The sequence below is a fragment of the Microcystis sp. BLCC-F209 genome, assembly GCF_041928595.1.
Lineage (GTDB): Bacteria > Cyanobacteriota > Cyanobacteriia > Cyanobacteriales > Microcystaceae > Microcystis.
In genome coordinates, this window is the sequence record NZ_JBHFLL010000345.1 from 1 (window position 1) to 17,604 (window position 17,604).

13 protein-coding genes and 1 pseudogene are annotated in these 17,604 nt (G+C 37.8%); 9 read left to right on the plus strand and 5 right to left on the minus strand.

Translation table 11 applies throughout. From position 1 onward, the window contains the following. Positions 1-65: 65 nt before the first annotated feature. Together ACE1AQ_RS23040 and ACE1AQ_RS23045 are read right to left on the minus strand one after the other, a co-directional pair. A pseudogene (locus tag ACE1AQ_RS23040) lies at positions 66-2,699 on the minus strand (tetratricopeptide repeat protein); the annotation flags it as partial. Beyond that, complete coding sequence (locus ACE1AQ_RS23045; RefSeq protein WP_110543339.1) at positions 2,668-4,089, minus strand: hypothetical protein; 1,422 nt, start codon at positions 4,087-4,089, stop codon at positions 2,668-2,670. The pseudogene ACE1AQ_RS23040 and the gene ACE1AQ_RS23045, both read right to left, overlap by 32 nt. 259 nt (positions 4,090-4,348) lie before the next feature. On the opposite strand from ACE1AQ_RS23045, the gene ACE1AQ_RS23050 reads away from it, so the two are divergent. The 5 genes from ACE1AQ_RS23050 (at position 4,349) to ACE1AQ_RS23070 (ending at position 8,568) form a co-directional block, all read left to right on the plus strand. Then, entirely contained in the window at positions 4,349-5,311 is a 963-nt protein-coding gene (locus ACE1AQ_RS23050) for an orange carotenoid-binding protein (protein WP_002777584.1), read from the plus strand. A 166-nt stretch (positions 5,312-5,477) separates the two neighbouring features. Continuing rightward, the gene (locus tag ACE1AQ_RS23055; RefSeq protein ID WP_110543337.1) at positions 5,478-5,867 is read left to right on the plus strand and encodes a hypothetical protein; all 390 of its coding nucleotides are present in this window, start codon (positions 5,478-5,480) and stop codon (positions 5,865-5,867) included. 167 nt (positions 5,868-6,034) lie between these two features. Then, complete coding sequence (locus ACE1AQ_RS23060; protein ID WP_008204500.1) at positions 6,035-6,550, plus strand: alpha/beta hydrolase; 516 nt, start codon at positions 6,035-6,037, stop codon at positions 6,548-6,550. Between the two features lie 73 nt (positions 6,551-6,623). Then, positions 6,624-7,538, plus strand: coding sequence for a DNA adenine methylase (locus ACE1AQ_RS23065; protein ID WP_008204502.1), 915 nt, complete (start codon positions 6,624-6,626; stop codon positions 7,536-7,538). A gap of 346 nt (positions 7,539-7,884) precedes the next feature. Then, the gene (locus ACE1AQ_RS23070) at positions 7,885-8,568 is read left to right on the plus strand and encodes a DALR anticodon-binding domain-containing protein (protein ID WP_110543335.1); all 684 of its coding nucleotides are present in this window, start codon (positions 7,885-7,887) and stop codon (positions 8,566-8,568) included. A gap of 129 nt (positions 8,569-8,697) precedes the next feature. On the opposite strand, the gene ACE1AQ_RS23075 is transcribed toward ACE1AQ_RS23070, so the two are convergent. After that, positions 8,698-9,528 (minus strand): hypothetical protein, encoded by an 831-nt coding sequence (locus tag ACE1AQ_RS23075; RefSeq protein ID WP_110543333.1) that lies wholly within the window; start codon positions 9,526-9,528, stop codon positions 8,698-8,700. Positions 9,529-9,893: 365 nt separating this feature from the next. On the opposite strand from ACE1AQ_RS23075, the gene ACE1AQ_RS23080 reads away from it, so the two are divergent. Together ACE1AQ_RS23080 and ACE1AQ_RS23085 are read left to right on the plus strand one after the other, a co-directional pair. Beyond that, positions 9,894-10,388: a hypothetical protein gene (locus ACE1AQ_RS23080; protein WP_110543331.1), complete on the plus strand. Its 495-nt coding sequence runs from the start codon at positions 9,894-9,896 to the stop codon at positions 10,386-10,388. A gap of 496 nt (positions 10,389-10,884) precedes the next feature. Continuing rightward, complete coding sequence (locus ACE1AQ_RS23085) at positions 10,885-11,475, plus strand: Uma2 family endonuclease (RefSeq protein ID WP_110543328.1); 591 nt, start codon at positions 10,885-10,887, stop codon at positions 11,473-11,475. Between the two features lie 122 nt (positions 11,476-11,597). Here ACE1AQ_RS23085 and ACE1AQ_RS23090 read toward each other — a convergent pair whose 3' ends face one another. Next, positions 11,598-11,966, minus strand: a complete 369-nt coding sequence (locus tag ACE1AQ_RS23090; RefSeq protein ID WP_110543326.1) for a hypothetical protein — start codon at positions 11,964-11,966, stop codon at positions 11,598-11,600. 206 nt (positions 11,967-12,172) lie between these two features. Further along, positions 12,173-12,298, minus strand: a complete 126-nt coding sequence (locus ACE1AQ_RS23095) for a hypothetical protein (protein WP_268932507.1) — start codon at positions 12,296-12,298, stop codon at positions 12,173-12,175. A 541-nt stretch (positions 12,299-12,839) separates the two neighbouring features. Here ACE1AQ_RS23095 and ACE1AQ_RS23100 point away from each other — a divergent pair. Then, entirely contained in the window at positions 12,840-14,339 is a 1,500-nt protein-coding gene (locus tag ACE1AQ_RS23100; protein WP_110543323.1) for an ATP-binding protein, read from the plus strand. Beyond that, the gene (locus ACE1AQ_RS23105; RefSeq protein WP_110543321.1) at positions 14,336-17,581 is read left to right on the plus strand and encodes a hypothetical protein; all 3,246 of its coding nucleotides are present in this window, start codon (positions 14,336-14,338) and stop codon (positions 17,579-17,581) included. The genes ACE1AQ_RS23100 and ACE1AQ_RS23105 overlap by 4 nt, the downstream gene beginning before the upstream one ends. Positions 17,582-17,604 lie beyond the last annotated feature (23 nt).

The following is a 17,604-nucleotide window of genomic DNA, read 5'->3' on the forward strand; positions in this document are numbered from 1 at the left end:
CCCAGACCGCGACCACCGAGATCTACACCACCATGCACCCACTCTCCCGACACGACGCACTTCCGTTCCGCTTCTGTGTACCTGCCTTGGGAATAGTACAATCCTGCTAAATTGTTGAGGGAAGTTGCCACAGAGGGATGATTGTCTCCTAAAAGTCGTTTATCCAAATCTAAAGCTTCTAGATAGAGAGGTTCTGCTTCTGTGTACCTACCTTGGGATTTGTACAATGCTGCTAAATTGTTGAGAGATTGTGCCACATGGGGATGATTGTCTCCTAAGAGTCGTTTTCTCAAATCTAATGCTTCTAGAAGGAGAGGTTCCGCTTCTGTGTACCTGCCTTGAGAATGGTACAAGTGTGCTAAATTGTTGAGGGAAAGTGCCACAGAGGGATGATTGTCTCCTAAAAGTCGTTTATCCAAATCTAATGCTTCTAGATAGAGAGGTTCTGCTTCTGTGTACCTGCCTTGGGAATCGTACAAGTGTGCTAAATTGTTGAGGGAAGTTGCCAGAGAGGGATGATTGTCTCCTAAGAGTCGTTTATAAAAATCTAATTCTTATAGATAGAGAGGTTCCGCTTCTGTGTAACTGCCTTGGGATTCGTACAAGTGTGCTAAATTGTTGAGGGATTGTGCCACATGGGGATGATTGTCTCCTAAGAGTCGTTTTCTCAAATCTAAAGCTTCTAGATAGAGAGGTTCCGCTTCTGAGTATCTACCTTGGGATTCGTACAATCCTGCTAAATTGTTGAGGGAAGTTGCCACATGGGGATGATTGTCTCCTAAGAGTCGTTTTAACAAATCTAATGCTTCTAGATAGAGAGGTTCCGCTTCTGAGTATCTACCTTGGGAATCGTACAATGCTGCTAAATTGTTGAGGGAAGTTGCCACATCGAGATGATTTTCTCCTAAGCGGGTTCGAGTTGCGGTTAAACAAGCTTGATAGTAAGGTTCAGCAATAGCATACAATCCTTGTCCTTTATAATAACGAGCTAAACCCGTATAGGACGAAACTAAATCCTCATCAGCGATATATTCTGGATATTCCCTGACAGCTTGTTCAATATGGGGAATTAAGGGAGTCAGATTTTGAATAATATCTAGAGTAGGAGTTTGGGGGACTGTTCTCGATGTATCTGTCATCACCGTACAATAACGACTTTTTGCGGTATTGGCTATCTCGGAACCTTCTAATTTTTCCCGTAGATAAAGACGGATGAGAGGATGCAGTTGATACCATTCATTGCCTAAAGATTTCAGCAAATTAAGCTTAACCAAGCTATCGGTTAACCATTTTTCTATCTCATCTTTAGCTTCATCAGAAAATAAACTGATGATTAAGTGGTTGGGAAAAGGTGCCGAAGCAAATAAACTGAGATAAAGAGCTAATTTTTGTTCTTCTGTTTCTAACAGTTGCCAACTGAGATCGAGAATTGTTTTAATACTGCGGACTTCCTCCTTATCAGAGTTGAGATATTTTAAGCCTTTTTTGGAGAATTTTTCCTTGATATTTGCTAAAGTTTCAGTGGTTTCTTGTCTCAGAAAACTGCCTAGTAATTGTAATCCTAGAGGCAAATATCCTAAACACTGACAAAGTTGCTTGGCTGCCTCTAACTCCGCGGTTAGACGTTCTTTTCCTAAGTAGGTTTGCAGTAAATCTAAAGCTTGCGCTTCTGTGAGAACATCTAAGTTTATCGTTGATAGCGATACCCCTAAGTAACTAAAGCGAGTGGTAATTAAAACCCGAAAACGAGATTCTTTTCCCGGTGGTAGATAAGATTTAATTTGGTCGTAGTCACGCACATCATCAAAAATAATTAAAGCATTTCCCTCGGGCCAATTTTGCCAACAGTAACGCACTCGTTCACTTAAGGTTCCCTGATTGGGGATGTTTAAACCCAGGTATTCTCTGGCAAAAAATAAAATAGCCAAACCGGGGTCACTGTTAAGGACATTTATCCAACAAATACCCGCAGGATAATCCCCTTTATGTTGCCAAGCATACTGTAAAGCTAATTCAGTTTTTCCCGAACCTCCCATCCCACTTAAAACAATTGGGGAAGATTGCTGAAAAGCTTGATGAATCCGGGATAATTCCTGTTCTCTACCAACAAAGTTAACTGCTGTTCCTGGTAAATTATAGGGATCATGAACGGTATTTTTATCGGTAAATAGCTGATTATAGTTGGTAGCTTGGGTTGAATTTTCTGTTAAAAATAATCGCAGGAAAAACCAAGAATTTAAATCTGGCATATACCGAATAACTTTGTTAGTAAAATCATGATTCATCCACCAAATTTGTCGGAGATTAAAGCGAGCTAAATTTTCTCGATTGAAATTAATTAATTGCAAGGCATCTACTAGGGAAGCATCAGAAAAAGCGGTTTCAAAACCAGTAATTGATACTACTCCCGACTCCAATTCTGTCAATTGTGTTAACAAGAAGTTCAAGACAAAAGAGGGTTTTTTCCATCTTGGTAAGACAATTTTATGAAAAATAATGCCTTGTTCTTGCAGTTTATTCTCTAATTCTCTAACTACTTGCTGACGGGAAAACTCATCATAAAATTCCACCCTAGCTAAACCTCTAGATGGTCTTCGTCCCCATAATAGCAAACGAGCTGCCGTATGGGAAATAGTACCCGGTTCTAACTCCGATTGATTAGTTTGATTAACTTGATGTACCACCGGGGACACCTCCATCGGGACCAGTAGGAATACGACCTTGAGCATTTAAAATATCAACCACAAGGGGATGCACCATAAAGCATCTTTCCCCGTCTCCATCTACTTCTTGAATCGCTCGATCATTTAATAAAGCGTATAATACTTCATTGGGAATTTGTGCTTCTGGATTAGCATCATAAATTCGTTTTAACAATGCTACCTTATCCCCATAACTAACATGATCGTTATCATGAGGATTTGTTCCTAAACGTGATCTATATTCTGTTCTTAACTTGTTAATTGCCTTGCTAATATGACTAGACATGATCAGATTTTGTTGATTGACAATTGCCTCTTCAGAAGCTTCTCTAAGCAAATAGAGCAAATCTCTGATGTTGCCACCAGAGGCAATAATAACCCGCTCTATTTGTCCATCTTCAAATAAATTAGATTTAACTCTTGCTTCTAAAACTTTTCTCACTGCTTCCCGTCCTTTTTGGTTAGGAGTATGATCTTTTTGGCAAAAAACCGCAGTATCGGGAATCAGGAGATTATGGTCAAAAGTGAGGTTAATCCCGGGAGATGAATTATACAATCCAATCGGAATATTAAAAATAATGTGAATGTCTAAATCTTTGAAAATGTTAGAACAGTTTAAAAATAAATCCCTGACCGCTTCTCGTGAAACAGACACTCTATCAAAGTCCTCTCCAATAATTAACCAGCTTCTCTGCATAGTTTCCTGTAAGTTCTGATTACACTCTTTCAGGAGTTGATTAGCAATATTAATTAAATCTCTGGAACGGGAAAGACGGTATTCAACAACTTTTTTCTCTCGCGAGGAAGCAAACCGGAATTCTCCCTTGAGAGAGGCAAAAAGTCCGAGAATTTTATTCCAGAAAGAATCTTCCTTTACTCCCGCTCCTGCTTCCGTTTTGATTTGACTTTCTCTGGTTTCCTTACGGGTGAATTCTTCAGAACTAAACCAATCCCAAAGCTTTTGTAAATTTTTACTACTAGGCTGCCGAGAAATTTTAGCGGTTTTCTCAACAATTTCCACCACCATAAAGAGAAACACATCAAGGGGACTGAAATTAATCGCATCGAGTTCACTTAAAACACTAAATCGCAGGGGTTTAAAATGCTGTTTAATCTCATGATCATTAATTAAACGAGTTAATTCTGTCGATTTGCCTACCCCCGTGTGTCCCATTAAACAGGCTTTGTAATATTGTTGCGTATCTATGACCCGTTTTAACCCTAATTTTAGACGCTGAATTTTATCTTCCCCTCTCACTTTATTCATTTCTTCTCGATAAAAAGCATCTATTTCCTTCTGAGTTAATAGGGGTTCAGGAGATATAGTTAAATGGATTTCATCAAGAGTAGTCGCAGGTTCAAAGCGAGTCAGAGAGGCGTGTTGCATAGAGACAGGAAAAATCATTCTCTGGAGATACTTTTTATTATATAGCATCGCCAAACTAAAGGCGATCGCTCGTTGCTGCCGCAAAACCAGATAATTGATAGAACAGTTGTTCAACCATTAAGATTTTGTGATAATACTGGGTAAGTGTGATCTAAAGTACAGCTTTTTTTGGGAAAGTTTCCCCAGGGGTGCTGCCTTGTGGCGCAAATATGATAGAATGCTGGTAAATTGATACAAAACTTTACTTCAAGGTGAATCTATGCCGTTTACGATCGAATCAGCGCGGAGCATTTTCCCCAACACGCTATCAGCGGATGTGGTTCCCGCCACGATTGCGCGTTTCAATCAGCTGAATACCGAAGATCAACTAGCCTTGATTTGGTTTGCCTATCTAGAAATGGGCAAAACCATCACCGTTGCCGCCCCCGGCGCTGCTAGTATGGTCTTTGCCGAAAAAACCATGAATGAAATTCGGCAGATGTCACCCCTGCAACAGTCGCAGGTGATGTGCGACTTAGCCAACCATGCTGACACCCCGATTTGTCGTACCTACGGCACTTGGTCTGCTAATATCAAGCTGGGATTCTGGTATCAATTAGGACAATGGATGGAAGATGGCAGTGTTGCGCCAATTCCCAAGGGTTATGAACTATCTGCTAATGCTAGTGCCGTTTTAGACGGGATTAAAAAATTAGAGTCGGGACAACAAATCACCGTTCTGCGGAATTGTGTGGTCGATATGGGCTACGATCCCAAGAAACTGGGCGATTATAACCGTATTTCCGAACCCGTGGTTCCTCCCCAAAATATTGCCGAACGGACCAAAGTTAGCATTGAAGGCGTTACCAATGCCACCGTCCTCAACTATATGGACAACCTCAACGCTAACGACTTTGATGTATTAATTGAATTATTCACCCCTGACGGCGCTCTGCAACCACCTTTCCAACGTCCCGTCGTCGGTAAAGAGGCAGTATATCGCTTTTTCCGGGAAGAATGCCAAAATTTGAAATTAATCCCCGAACGCGGTGTAGTAGAACCCGCCGATGACGGTTTTACTCAGATTAAAGTGACGGGAAAAGTACAAACTCCTTGGTTTGGTGCAGGTGTGGGTATGAATATGGCATGGCGCTTCCTCCTAACTCCTGATAATAAAATTTTCTTCGTAGCGATCGATTTATTAGCTTCTCCGAAAGAATTATTAAACTTTGCCCGTGGCTAAATAGCTACTGAGAGAAATCATTAAAAATTCTGATGAAACTTATTAGAGTTCCTTGTCAAGTGAACTCTTTTTTTTATACAATTAAAAGGCTGACTTAAAAAAATTGGTAAATACACCGGTTTCTTCTCCGATCTAGGTAAGAATAACTAAACAATTATTCTTACAGATGTGGGCGAAAAGAGTCGAGGTAGTTCAAAAACCCAAAATTATCACCCCTAAAACTAAAATCATGCCTATGAGTGAAATAATTTGGTCAGATACGGAACAAGAAATTGCTCAAACTGCTTTCCAAAAAGCCTATCAGCGAGAAACTAGCACTTTAATAGAACATATTAAAGAACAGTCTGGTCAGATCACGGTTTTAGATGATATCTGGCAAATGCACGATTATCTGAGCGCCCGACGACATCAGATTGATGGTAAATATGACTATCGCTATACTTCCCTAATTTTTGTCTTTGCTCAACTATTAAAGGAAGGATGGTTAAAGCTAGAGGATCTCAACGGTTTGGAAAAAGATAAACTAGCGAAAATCGCCGCCCTGTCGCGAATGTAAATTAATGATTAGCATTAAGCCATCAGCTTTTTGCTTCTAGTTGGGTGACTAAAAAATTCATCTCTAGATAATCCACACCGTCTTAAGTTTTTCCTAAGCGGCAACCAATTCCGTTAGAATGAGTCAATCATCCCGATCGCTTATCGCTTGTTTTGCACCTTTGGTTTATGTTCAAAAATCTTTTACTTCCCCTAGGAATATCTATCTTTCTCGGTGTTTGTCAGTCTTTGTCAGCCGCCGAATCAGCTATCATAAAATACCACATCTTCCAAGGGTCCGTATCGGTATCAGAATTAAAGCAATTGAGCGAAACAGGCGAATTAGCTCCCGCTTTAGCCTCACAATTAAAGATGGCTAACCAAAAACCCGAAGAATTCCGCAAAATCCTTAATCGTCGCGTAGCGGTGGATGCCATCTTTCTTTCCAAATTTCTTAATAGTTTTTTTGGCGAAAGTTTGCTAGATTACGCCGCCGAAATTGTCCACACCCCCAATCGAGCCGCTAGTCGGCAAGCTTTACGCGGTTCCTTAGTCACTTCTGCCCTCAACGACAATGAGATTCAAGTCATCGAAGTCCTCGACAATTATCCCACCAGCGAGGTTCATGTGGATGGCAATCGTCTGCTGGATTTAATCAACCAAATTGAATCAGTATTGAAAACAATGCCCCGTTTACCTTTCTGATACCAAATCCGCCTTTCAGGTTTTCTTGAATTGCGCTGTAAATTGAATAAATTAGGATAATCTAGCAATAATAATGACCACTTCTTTGTCTCAAAGGAAAACAGTTAGCGGCAAACCTTTTTTAAAGTGGGCGGGAGGCAAAACTCAACTGGTTCCTAATATTCTATCTTTGATTAATTCCCAGATTTCTCAAGATTGTCAGTTTAACTACATTGAACCTTTTGTCGGAGGTGGGGCAGTTTTATTCTCAGTTTTAAATAATTTTTCTTCTGTCCAAAAAGTTATTATTAATGACATCAATCCTGATTTAATCATGGCTTATAATGTTATTAAAAATAATGTCAAAGAATTAATATTCAAGCTTAAACAAATCCAGCAGGATTTTTATGAACTTAAAAATCTAGAGGAACAACAAAAGTTTTTTTTAGATAAAAGAATAGAATTTAATTCTCGTGGCTGTGATGAAGATATAGAAAAAACAGTTTTGTTATTATTTCTCAATAAAACTTGTTTTAATGGACTTTATAGAGTCAATAGCAAAGGACTTTTTAATGTCCCTTTTGGAAAATATGTCAAACCGTTGATCTGCAATGAAGAAAACTTATTAGCTGTCAACCATCATTTACAGAAAGTGACGATCCTACAAGGAGATTTTGTCCAAACCCTGAATTATGCCAATAACAAGACTTTATTTTATTTTGATCCTCCCTATAAACCGATTAAAAAAACATCAGCTTTTACCTCTTATACTAAAGAAGATTTTAACGATGAGGAGCAAATAAGATTAAAACAATTTATCGATCGAGTCGATCGGGCAGGTTATAAATTTATTTTAAGTAATTCCGACCTTAAAAACTTTGACTCTGACAATAATTTTTTTGATGATTTATATAAAGATTATAATATTCAAAGGGTAAAAGCCCGACGAAATATTAATTCCCAGGGCAATAATAGGGGAGAAATCCAGGAATTACTGATCAATAATTGACAAAAATTAAGCCTAACAGAAAAGACGACATGAATCGCCCATGCAAAAGTGAAGTGCAACCCCCCAGATTGACAGAGGTAAGCCCCTAGAGATAGTCTGAAGTTTCTGACAAGAGAAAGACTATCCGATCGCCTATATTCATCTTAAGCCAAAAATTTGCTTTGACCACAGTGCTTAAGTAGGTAGGCACAATTATTTGTAGGATGGGTTAGCGGTAGCGTAACCCATGCGGGCGTTGGGTTTCATGCTTCAACCCAACCTACGTTCATTTTATATTTAATTCCACCCACCTACTTATCTCGCCAATGGCAATTAATTTGGCACGACTACGTTTACCCTTCTGAGTATGAATTTTATCTGCAATCACCCCTCGATCGAGCATTGTTTAAAACAACAATTAATTAATATTTTTCCAGAAAACAACCATAAATTAACTTTCTATCGTTGCCCAAAAACTGATATTATCCTCTATCGTTCACCTCTGTTTTATTATTTTACGTCCGCTCAATGTCAAACCATATTTAACCATTTAATCACCTTTTTTCCGCAAATTCAGCTTAGGGAAGGATGGCTAGAATTATTATTAGATCAGCAATTTTTGTCCTTTTGGTTACTGAAACTAAACGATTTAATCGATAAGTTTTTCTCCGATCAGCTTCCTCTCCATCCCAGAGGAGAATTTTTCTTTTTATTTCAATACACCCACGCTCGTTATTCTAGTTTGTTACAACTGCTCAATCGGGAAAAAATTAGATTAACCGAGCCAGAACTATTATCCTGGCATCATCCCGCCGAAATAGCCTTAATCCTGCAAATTTTAACCGTTTGCGATTGTTGGGAAGGCCAGAAACTCTATCCCCTAACCGCGAATTTTTGCGAAGCGATGCTCAATTTTGAGCGTAACTGTCGCATTATCGGAGAATCGGCCCCAATTCAGCGATCGAGATTAATCCTGATTAGCGTCAGTCAAAAACTACTTAACCGTCTTCTCCATCAAAAATGGCAACTGCTGCCGATGACGGAACTATAAAAATATCAACTTTTATGAATTTAGTAGATAAAATCACCAGCTTATGATAGATTTTAATTAGTGTGAGGAGCGAACCAGAATAGAGAGCCGAGACGAAACATGGACAGTCGCCGGCTCTCTTTCTGTTGTTCAGGAATTATCTTTTTCTTGGCGATATTTAATAAAAGTGGGCAAATCAACCCGAAAAGAGGAATATTTCGGGGAAGGAGAAATGATAGGTGCTGGCCAATCCCTGTCTTTCTTATTTAAGGATTCTACTGGCTCAATTGTCTCTAATTCCGCTACAAACTCATTTATGGTAGCCACTTCATCGCTTTCTTGATTCTCTGTCTGAGACCAAGGCTCGATCGCAGCTGCCTTGGCAACAATGGCTAAATCTGGGGAAAAATTCCGATCGCTACCGCGTTGGAAATACTGGGCTAAGGCCGCTTTATACTGGAGGGTGTAGCGTTGCTGACGTTGGAGACGGGTGCGTAATTCCTGCAATTGCTGGTCATAGTTGCAGAGTTTTTGGCTTTTTTCCTGATAACTTTCCTGAATTAAGGCACATTCTCGCTCTAAACGGGCTAATTGTTGGCGCGTGCGGGTCAATTCTGAGGTCAAATTGGCAATAATCATCGGTTGCCGTTGTTCTGCTTGACGATACTGTTTGATTTCTCCTAACGCTCGCTGTAATTGTTGCTTTTCGTATTGCAGTTCCTCGTTTTGCTGCTGGATTAGGGTATCGCAACTTTGCAAGCGACGATGTTGCTCGGCTAACCGGGATCGCAGTTCTGCGAGAGCTTGCTCCCGTCGCCAGATCTCCGCTTGTAATTCTTGATTTTGTTGACGTAAATGAGAGGATAGAGCTGCCCAATCTGTCTCATCTGTGGATTGACTCTCATGCTCGACAATTTCAGCAGTGATGACAGTATCCGCATGGGTGAGATGATCGAGGTACAGGTCGGAATTATCGTTCATAAAAGCCAAAGGATGAGGAAACCTAGAAGTTTAGAGACGTTAAAAGCCTTCTATCGTTCCAAAAAAAAATGGGAACCGCGTTGTTAGAGACTGCCGCGCGGTTCCACTGCCGATCCTTAAGAGGAGAACACTATATATAACCATAAGCTTATTAGGAATTTTTGTCAATACTTAATGAGAAAGTTTTTCAATAAGTTCGAGGGGAGAGGGGAATCGACTAATTCCTAAGATAGCTGTAGTGCGGGTATCTGGCCCGGGGCCAGGGAAGAATTAGCCACAGCAAAATTGATACAAGCAGCGGTCGAGCGGGTTAGCGGCTCGATGTGCTTCAATAATCCTATAGTTTTTATTTTCCTTGTCCTACCATGCCACGTCCCCCGAAGAAAACCCCTAGCACCCCTGAACCCCCCGAAGAGCCAATTCAAGCCACTTCTCCCCTACAACCTCTACAAATTATTAAAAAGGGTTCTAGGGCTGCAGTACCACCCAAACCCCCGGAAACCCCTCCAGAAATAATTGAGGAAAAACCGGCCGCAGAAACGGTAAAATCAGTCAGTAGCGAGATAAAATCTCCTTTCCGTCCCCGTTCCGATTCGGCTCCTCTATTCCGAAAACCAATTCCCAAAGCAGAAATTCCCGTCATCGAAAAAGCAACGGGAGCCAGTGGCGAAGTATTTAATCTGACCGATTCTGTCCTGATTACCGAACCTTTCGGTACTCGTGTTCCCGCTATTATCGATAGTTTTTATGCCGATGCTCAAGGCGAAATCTGGGCCCGACTCAAACCGGTGGAAGTTAATCCCGATTGTCGCTGGGAACTGGCCTGTATTCGCTCTCAGGGTTTGGTAAAAGCTGAGTAAGACAGTTATCAGTTATCAGTTATCAGTTATCAGATTTGAGTTTTAAGTGTGCAGTATTAACAAGTAATTTAGATAATATCTCTTGCATAGTTGATTTTTGAGGGTTCAAAAACGTCAAAAATAAGGATTAAATTGCATAAAATATGTAAATAGACCACTTAATTGATTTTTATTCATTCTTAATTCTCCTGACGACCGACTACTGGCTACTGACTTCTAACCCTAACAACAATTTTTGATTTTTACAAGAGGTCTGATGATTTGGTATTCTCAAAAGGTTTACTGATCAAGGCTATGGTATGATTAAGGGTGGTTTGTCAGACTCTGATATTTTTCATGATATAGCAGTTCTCGCATCTGTGCGGCACACTTAAACCTTTGCTGATTAAGCTGTTCAGGATCGGAAATGTACCTCTTCTGAATCAGAAACGCTATAATCTGTTTTTATCTGATATCATGTGGAGAAAAATTCACTCTCTAAATTTGGGTTTAAATTATGATAACTACACTCATCGAACGAGAAGCAGAACCAATTTTAATTAGTGACTTAACTTGGAGAGAATTTAAAGCTGTTGAACAGCTAATCGATCGCCCAGGGTTAAGGTTATCTTTTTTAGATGGAGTTTTGGAGATTAGAAAAATGCCAGGGAAAAAACACGAAACTATCAAAAAACGTATTGCTTCCTTAGTAGAAATTTATTTAGAATTTTTGGGATTAGATTTTACTCCTACTGGTTCTGTCAACTTAGAAAATGAATTTGAAAAGGTTAAAATAGAAGGTGATGAATCCTATGAATTGGGAGCAAATAGAAAACATCCTGATTTAGTGATTGAGGTGGTTGTTAGTAGTGGAGGAATTAATAAACTAGAAGCATACAAACGGTTACAAATTCCTGAAGTTTGGTTTTGGATGAATGATGAGTTATTGTTTTATAGTTTAGGAAATGAGGGATATGAAGCGGTTAGTAAATCGCAGCTTTTATCGAGTTTAGATGTAGGTTTATTGATGCGTTGTATTGGTATAGAAAATCATGCTCAATCCCTGCGGGAATTTAGAGCAGGGATAAAAATTATTGAATCAACATAACAATAGAAAATGGTGATTTTTTAAGATTTTTTTATCACCATAACTCCAATCTACGAAAGCGATCGCTTATTGGTAGTAAGCGATCGCTGTCTTCTTCAATATCTGGGGAAAGGACACTTTAATTAATGCTCAAAGTCAAGAGCAGCCAAACTACGTTTCCGCCGACGTTCTTCTTCATCTTCCAATAACTTTTTGGCTTGTTTATCGTCTAAACTAGCTAACCATTTAATGAAAGAATCCATATTATCAAATTCCATTTCTTGTCCTGTTTTCGGGTCTTTAACAGAAACCATTTCGTAACTTTTCAAAAGACTACTTGCTGCATTATTAGCAGCTTTTATTGTCTCCCATACTATAATTCCAAAAACACTACTGGTAACTGCATTTCTTACCTTTCCTACAATTGAAGAATCACAAGGTAACTGATTTTCAAGTAGCTTTCCACTACTTTGCTTTACAGTTTCTTCCAACATATCTTTCCAGATTGACATTTTTGCCTCCAAAGATGTTTTCCTAAATGTGCTAGATAGAGGTCCTGCAAAATTCACTACACTAAATTTTCAGAAGTAGGAAGAGAGTCAGGGTTTCAAGCCACTAAAATTTAACTGAAATCACTGGCTCTCCCCTCTCGATGAACAGTTGACTAGACATTATTCTCTCTTGGTCTGAAACCTAAAGAGAATAAGCAATTTTAAGATTATTTCTTTTGTGGTGGTGGTGGTGGTGGCGGCGGTGGTGGTGGTGGATTCAAGACTTTTTCCGCCGCTTTAGTAGCAATGGCACCCACAACTGGGGGGATGAGCCAGACTAAGGGAAAAGGCATAATTTTTCCTCCAGGTAGAGATTGTTTCTTTTTCCATAACTCCCTTTTACCAAAATGCATCTTGTGATGTCTAGGATATTTCGGACGGATATTTCGGATATTTCGGATATTTCGGACTCATTATCTGTCAGTGACGATTTGGGCAGACAGGAACAGGGGTTGCGGGGAAAGTCACCTTGCAGAATTTGGTATTAACTTAAAGTAAAAATCCTACACAGCAAGGACACTAGACTGCAATTAGCCGATCCAGAAGCTCATTTTGTTTCGCCTTACTTTTGGTTTGGTAGCCCAGAATTGTGCTATGCTAACAGGAAAATTTTGTAAAATATTTATTGACTGACTCTCAGTCCACAGTCTGGTGAGTTAATTCGACTTTTATGAGTGTAGGGCGACAAGCCATGCTTATACCCCTTACTATGAGGGTTCAGGCAACTCTATTGCCACTAAACTGTATTCTGCTATACTTTATTAACTCAAAAGTCAGGAGATCCGTAAAATCAAGTTTGTGTAGTAATTTTCTTAAAAGGAGCAACAATCAACTATGTGCAAAATTGCAGCAAGGAATCTAACACGATTGAAAGAACTGAAGAGTAACATTCCCAATCCCAGAAATGAAGATAGGGAAATTAATTTTATAGACATGGCTGCTGAAATCAAAGCTGCTAAAATCGGGCAGATTAACGAAAAAAAGATAAGAGAATTTTTTGGTGGTAAACCAATTGAGAGCTACTATGTCAAAAAAATTTGTAACTTCTTGAAAGTAGATGTTACGGAGATTGTTGATCCAGACGAATGGAATAGACTGCAAAATCTCGTTAATCCTCATAACCCAGCAGAAGAACTTAATCATAATCAAATTAAAAGACATATTCCTGAGCAGACTTTCAACAATATTGTTGATGACAAGACAAGGGAATTTGTCGGAAGGGAATATATCTATGATCAAATTGACGAATATTTGAAAGATGAGAGTTTTCCTTCAGGCTATATCATTCTTAAAGGTGAGCCTGGTATTGGTAAAACAGCATTGATGTCAAATTTAGTGAGAAAGAGAAAGTGGATTCATCATTTTGTCACCGAAGGAACTGATTCAACTGAAATTTTTCTCGCTAGTATTTGTTCTCAACTGATTGTTAAATATGAATTACCTTATTCAAAATTGCCTGAATGTCAACCAGATCAAAGAATACTTACTTACAGAAATTTTATAGATGAAGATCTATTGCCACAAGCAATAGAAAAAGTGAAAGATAACAAAGAAGATAACACAGTAGTTATTTTAGTGGATGCTTTAGATGAAGCAAAGAGAAGTCCGTTAGATGGGGAGCTTAATATTCTTGGTTTGCCTAAAGCCTTACCTCAAGGTGTGTTTTTCATTGTTACTTCTCGTGAAGCAGACGATCAGCATTTCTATGTGAATAATAATAAACGAATAGATATCAAGGATGATGATGAAGATAATCTCAACGATGTTCGGCTATATGTCGAGAGTTACTTAAATGATCCTGGTGTAAGGCAACAAATCGAGAAATGGCAGGTTAGTGATGCTGATTTTGTCGAAAAGATCACTAAAAAAAGTGAAGGCAACTTCATGTATTTATTCTATGTAATGACAGATATTAAAGAGCAAAAACTATCAGAAGATATTAAGGATAGTATTCATGATTTACCGCAAGGACTGAATGGATATTACAATAAGCATTGGGATTTTATGGAAAAATCTTATAAAGATAGATTCCGAGAAATAGATGAAAAGGTTATCAGAATTATCGCTGCTCTCCACACACCTGCTTCTATCTCATACATTGCGGAAATTAGTAAATTCCCAACCAATACAGTATCAGAAATTATTAACCTGTGGCGTAATTGTTTTAATGAAATAATAGAAAACAATAAACAGCACTATCGTATTTATCATCGAAGCTTTTATGATTTCTTAAAAAGAAAATTACACTTTGACGATATAACAAGTTTTGATGTACAACCAAATAAGCTTATTGTTGAAAATATGTTAAACAAGCTCCATAGGAGGAAAGCATGATAATTTCTCAAAACAATCCTCTAGCTGAATTTGATCTATATGAATTGGAACAATTAGCTTTCCATTTTAAAAAAACGCCATATAAACAGGAACTTCATGAAATCCTTTCATTAACAACCGAAAAAGGACAGCACGCTTACCTAGAAGCTTTGGAGTCTGCTGTAGAGTCTGCTGTTTGTGCAAATAGTTTTTTAGAAAAACACAGAAAAGATAGTTTTTTAGAAAATATAATAGCAGCCTGGGAAGAAGCAGAAAGGGAATATATTAACGGTGAATATCTATCGAAATCAAAAGCGATTGCACTGCAACTTCGTTACGCCCTAATTATGTCTTCTTTTAGGACTTTTACCAATGACTACTCCGATGAATTACTGGTATTTTTAGCCAAAAATAAGCATTGGAAAGCAGAACAATGTCTTGCCTACATATCTCAACGACGTAATGAGGATCAAGAACTGGAAATCTTAGCAAAAATTACTCCTTACTATCCAGACAAGTTATTGCCCAACGTATTAAAGTTAGCAGAATCAATTGACAGTAACTCAAAAGTATGGGCTATTATTGAATTACTGAATTATTTTCCTGAGAATCAAAGATTAAAGCAATTATGTTTGGACAGCCTTTCTTTAATCAATGACTTGGATGATCAGGTAGGAGCGTTGACTAGAATAGCTAAAGCAATTCCCGATTCTGATGATATTTTACTTTCTGCCTTAGAAAAAGTTAACAATATTGAAAAAGAATCAGAACGTATAAGTGCTTTAGAAAAAATTGCTTCTGTTGTTCCTAAAAGTCTTATTGTAATTGATGAAATCTTAAGAGCAATTAAAGAATTGCCAGATTTATCGCTGCAAATTGAGAGTTTTGAAAAAGTCCTTCCATATATTGATGATGTCTTTTTTCCTGAATTTATTACTGAAGTCAACAATGTATTGGTTAGCAAAATTGATTTTGACCAAGATTTTGACCAAGAGAATATTTATGATATTTACTTAGTTTCTCAGATGGTCAATACCTTATCCATTGAGATTTTTAATAGAAAACCAGAAGAACGGTTTAATATTTTTGCTCAAGCATTGTCTATGGTTTCATTGATTCCAGAGCCTAAGCACAAAGCCAAGGCACTTATACAGATAGGCCCTTACTTACCAGAAGAGTTAATTCGAGATTATTTAGCAATTAGTAACGATATTGAAAATGAAGAAAGTGTTCTAGTCCTATTTGCAATTTATCAACATCTTCCTGATAACAGTTTACCTGACATCTTAGAATTACTTCTTCGTCTTCCTAGAGTGGATGGGGTAGAAGCAGAAATTCAAGAAGGATTTGAAACCTTTTTCAGAATTTCCGAGTTTATCAAGAGCCTTGTTAAGATTCCAGCCTTACCTGTAGAAGTATGGTCTCAATTATTGGATGTTATTAAGGTATTTCCCAATAAGTTTTGGATCTACTATTTTTTTAATGAAATTGCTCATCTTCTACCTGATGAACTACAAGAAAAGACAAGAGAAGTTGCCAACGGCATAGATGAGATAAGCATTAAAGGTCTAACTTTAGAGATAGTGGCTAAACGATACCCTGAAATTTTACCTGATGTATTAAATTTTGTTTATGCTAATAATCATGGTAGCAGTCTTGCTAGTAGATTGAAAGGTTTGGCGATCGCGTATTCTGACAATCAAGAATTATTAAATCAAGCCTTAAACGAGATTCGTATAATTACTGATCACAAAGATAAAACTGAACACTTGGTAGAATTAGCTTTAAACTTTACCCATTTAGTTCCTGAAGCCTTAGAATGTGTTAAAAGACAAAAAGAAGAAATTTGGCGCAATCAAAATTTAAATAAGCTAATACCTGTAGCTAGTGCTGACCTTTTGGATGAGATATTGGTTACAGCAAGAGCTATAAATTATGATCACTTAGCTTTTTTAACTGTTATCAAAAATTTGATTGTTCATGCGCCGCAAGAATTTACGCCTGAGATTTTTGATTTATTTTCTACTCTTTATGAAGATTCAGATAAACAAGAAGCTCTTTGTTTATTCTGTCCTTATCTACCGATTGATTTATTTCCTCTTTTCTTAAATGAGATTGATAAAATCCATGATGAATATTATAAATGCCAAGCTTTGCAGGAAGTTATTATTTCTTTAAAGGGTCAAATATTACCTAAATATCTCACAGAGATTTTATTGATTGTTCGCTCATTTAAGAAGCCTAAATTTAGAGCAAAGTTACTGAAAAAAATTGCCAACTTTGCCCCGGATGTTTGGAGTGAAGCTGTTCGAGATGTTCGCCTAATTGAAAACGTTTCTGAGAAAGTCAAAGCTCTGACTGAATTCTTATCATTTTCTCCTAGTATGCGTCAAGAAATGTTAGAAATTGCGTTAGGCATTGAGGATAGGGTTAAACGCGCTCTTGCTTTGGTAGAACTTGTCCCTTATGAGCAGAGCAATCAGCTAATAAATGATATTTTTCAGATTGTCAATGATATTTCAGATATGAACGGAAAAGAGCGAGTTTTGGAAAAATTATTACCCTATTTATCAAATTCTGTTCGTCAGCAATTACTTCCAAAAGTTTTAGAGTTAACCTTACTTAACAAAGATAATAAAGCCGTAATTAATACAGGGATAGTATTACCCTATCTGTCTAGCAATCTGTTTGAACAGCTTCTTGATGATTTAGAACAGAGAAATTTTACTGATGATTCAGAGAAGAAAAACTTTATAATGAAATTTAATTTTGGAGCTTTTGCAGAATATGTTCCAGAAAAGCTAATGATTAGAACTTTGAAGTTATTTTCTGAAAATGGACGAGAACAAGTAGCCTATGAAAAAATTGCCCCACGCTTACCAGAAACTTTCAAATCAGAGGCTCTTGACATTGCTTTGGGTATAAAAAAACAATATATAAAAACAGAAGTTCTTAAAATTTTAGCCCGTGTTTTACCTGAAAACTTAATCTTAAGAACTCTAGAAGCAGTTGCATCTATGGAAGGAATTTCACAGGAAGAACGTGCGTTACTTTGTAGCTTTATTGTTCCTGAAATAGTAGGTAATCATGCAGAATATTTCTATTATCTATGGAGAGCAAGAATCTCTTCATATTCTTATAATCGTCAATCTTTATTGGAAGAAATTAACAATTTAATACCCATAATGAAACAACTTTGGGGTGATGAGGTAATCACAGAGGCAATACAGACTGTGAAATGGGTTTTATATACTTTTCCGTAGCTTTAAGGTGTTGGAATAGATCA

Excerpts from the sequence above, each read along its gene's own strand:
- ACE1AQ_RS23100 (WP_110543323.1), top strand. The coding sequence starts at position 12,840 with ATGTGCAAAATTGCAGCAAGGAATCTAACACGATTGAAAGAACTGAAG.
- ACE1AQ_RS23045 (WP_110543339.1), bottom strand. The coding sequence starts at position 4,089 with ATGCAACACGCCTCTCTGACTCGCTTTGAACCTGCGACTACTCTTGAT.
- ACE1AQ_RS23080 (WP_110543331.1), top strand. The coding sequence starts at position 9,894 with ATGCCACGTCCCCCGAAGAAAACCCCTAGCACCCCTGAACCCCCCGAA.
- ACE1AQ_RS23070 (WP_110543335.1), top strand. The coding sequence starts at position 7,885 with ATGAATTTTATCTGCAATCACCCCTCGATCGAGCATTGTTTAAAACAA.
- ACE1AQ_RS23065 (WP_008204502.1), top strand. The coding sequence starts at position 6,624 with ATGACCACTTCTTTGTCTCAAAGGAAAACAGTTAGCGGCAAACCTTTT.
- ACE1AQ_RS23050 (WP_002777584.1), top strand. The coding sequence starts at position 4,349 with ATGCCGTTTACGATCGAATCAGCGCGGAGCATTTTCCCCAACACGCTA.
- ACE1AQ_RS23060 (WP_008204500.1), top strand. The coding sequence starts at position 6,035 with ATGTTCAAAAATCTTTTACTTCCCCTAGGAATATCTATCTTTCTCGGT.
- ACE1AQ_RS23055 (WP_110543337.1), top strand. The coding sequence starts at position 5,478 with ATGTGGGCGAAAAGAGTCGAGGTAGTTCAAAAACCCAAAATTATCACC.
- ACE1AQ_RS23105 (WP_110543321.1), top strand. The coding sequence starts at position 14,336 with ATGATAATTTCTCAAAACAATCCTCTAGCTGAATTTGATCTATATGAA.
- ACE1AQ_RS23090 (WP_110543326.1), bottom strand. The coding sequence starts at position 11,966 with ATGTCAATCTGGAAAGATATGTTGGAAGAAACTGTAAAGCAAAGTAGT.
- ACE1AQ_RS23075 (WP_110543333.1), bottom strand. The coding sequence starts at position 9,528 with ATGAACGATAATTCCGACCTGTACCTCGATCATCTCACCCATGCGGAT.
- ACE1AQ_RS23095 (WP_268932507.1), bottom strand. The coding sequence starts at position 12,298 with ATGCCTTTTCCCTTAGTCTGGCTCATCCCCCCAGTTGTGGGTGCCATT.
- ACE1AQ_RS23085 (WP_110543328.1), top strand. The coding sequence starts at position 10,885 with ATGATAACTACACTCATCGAACGAGAAGCAGAACCAATTTTAATTAGT.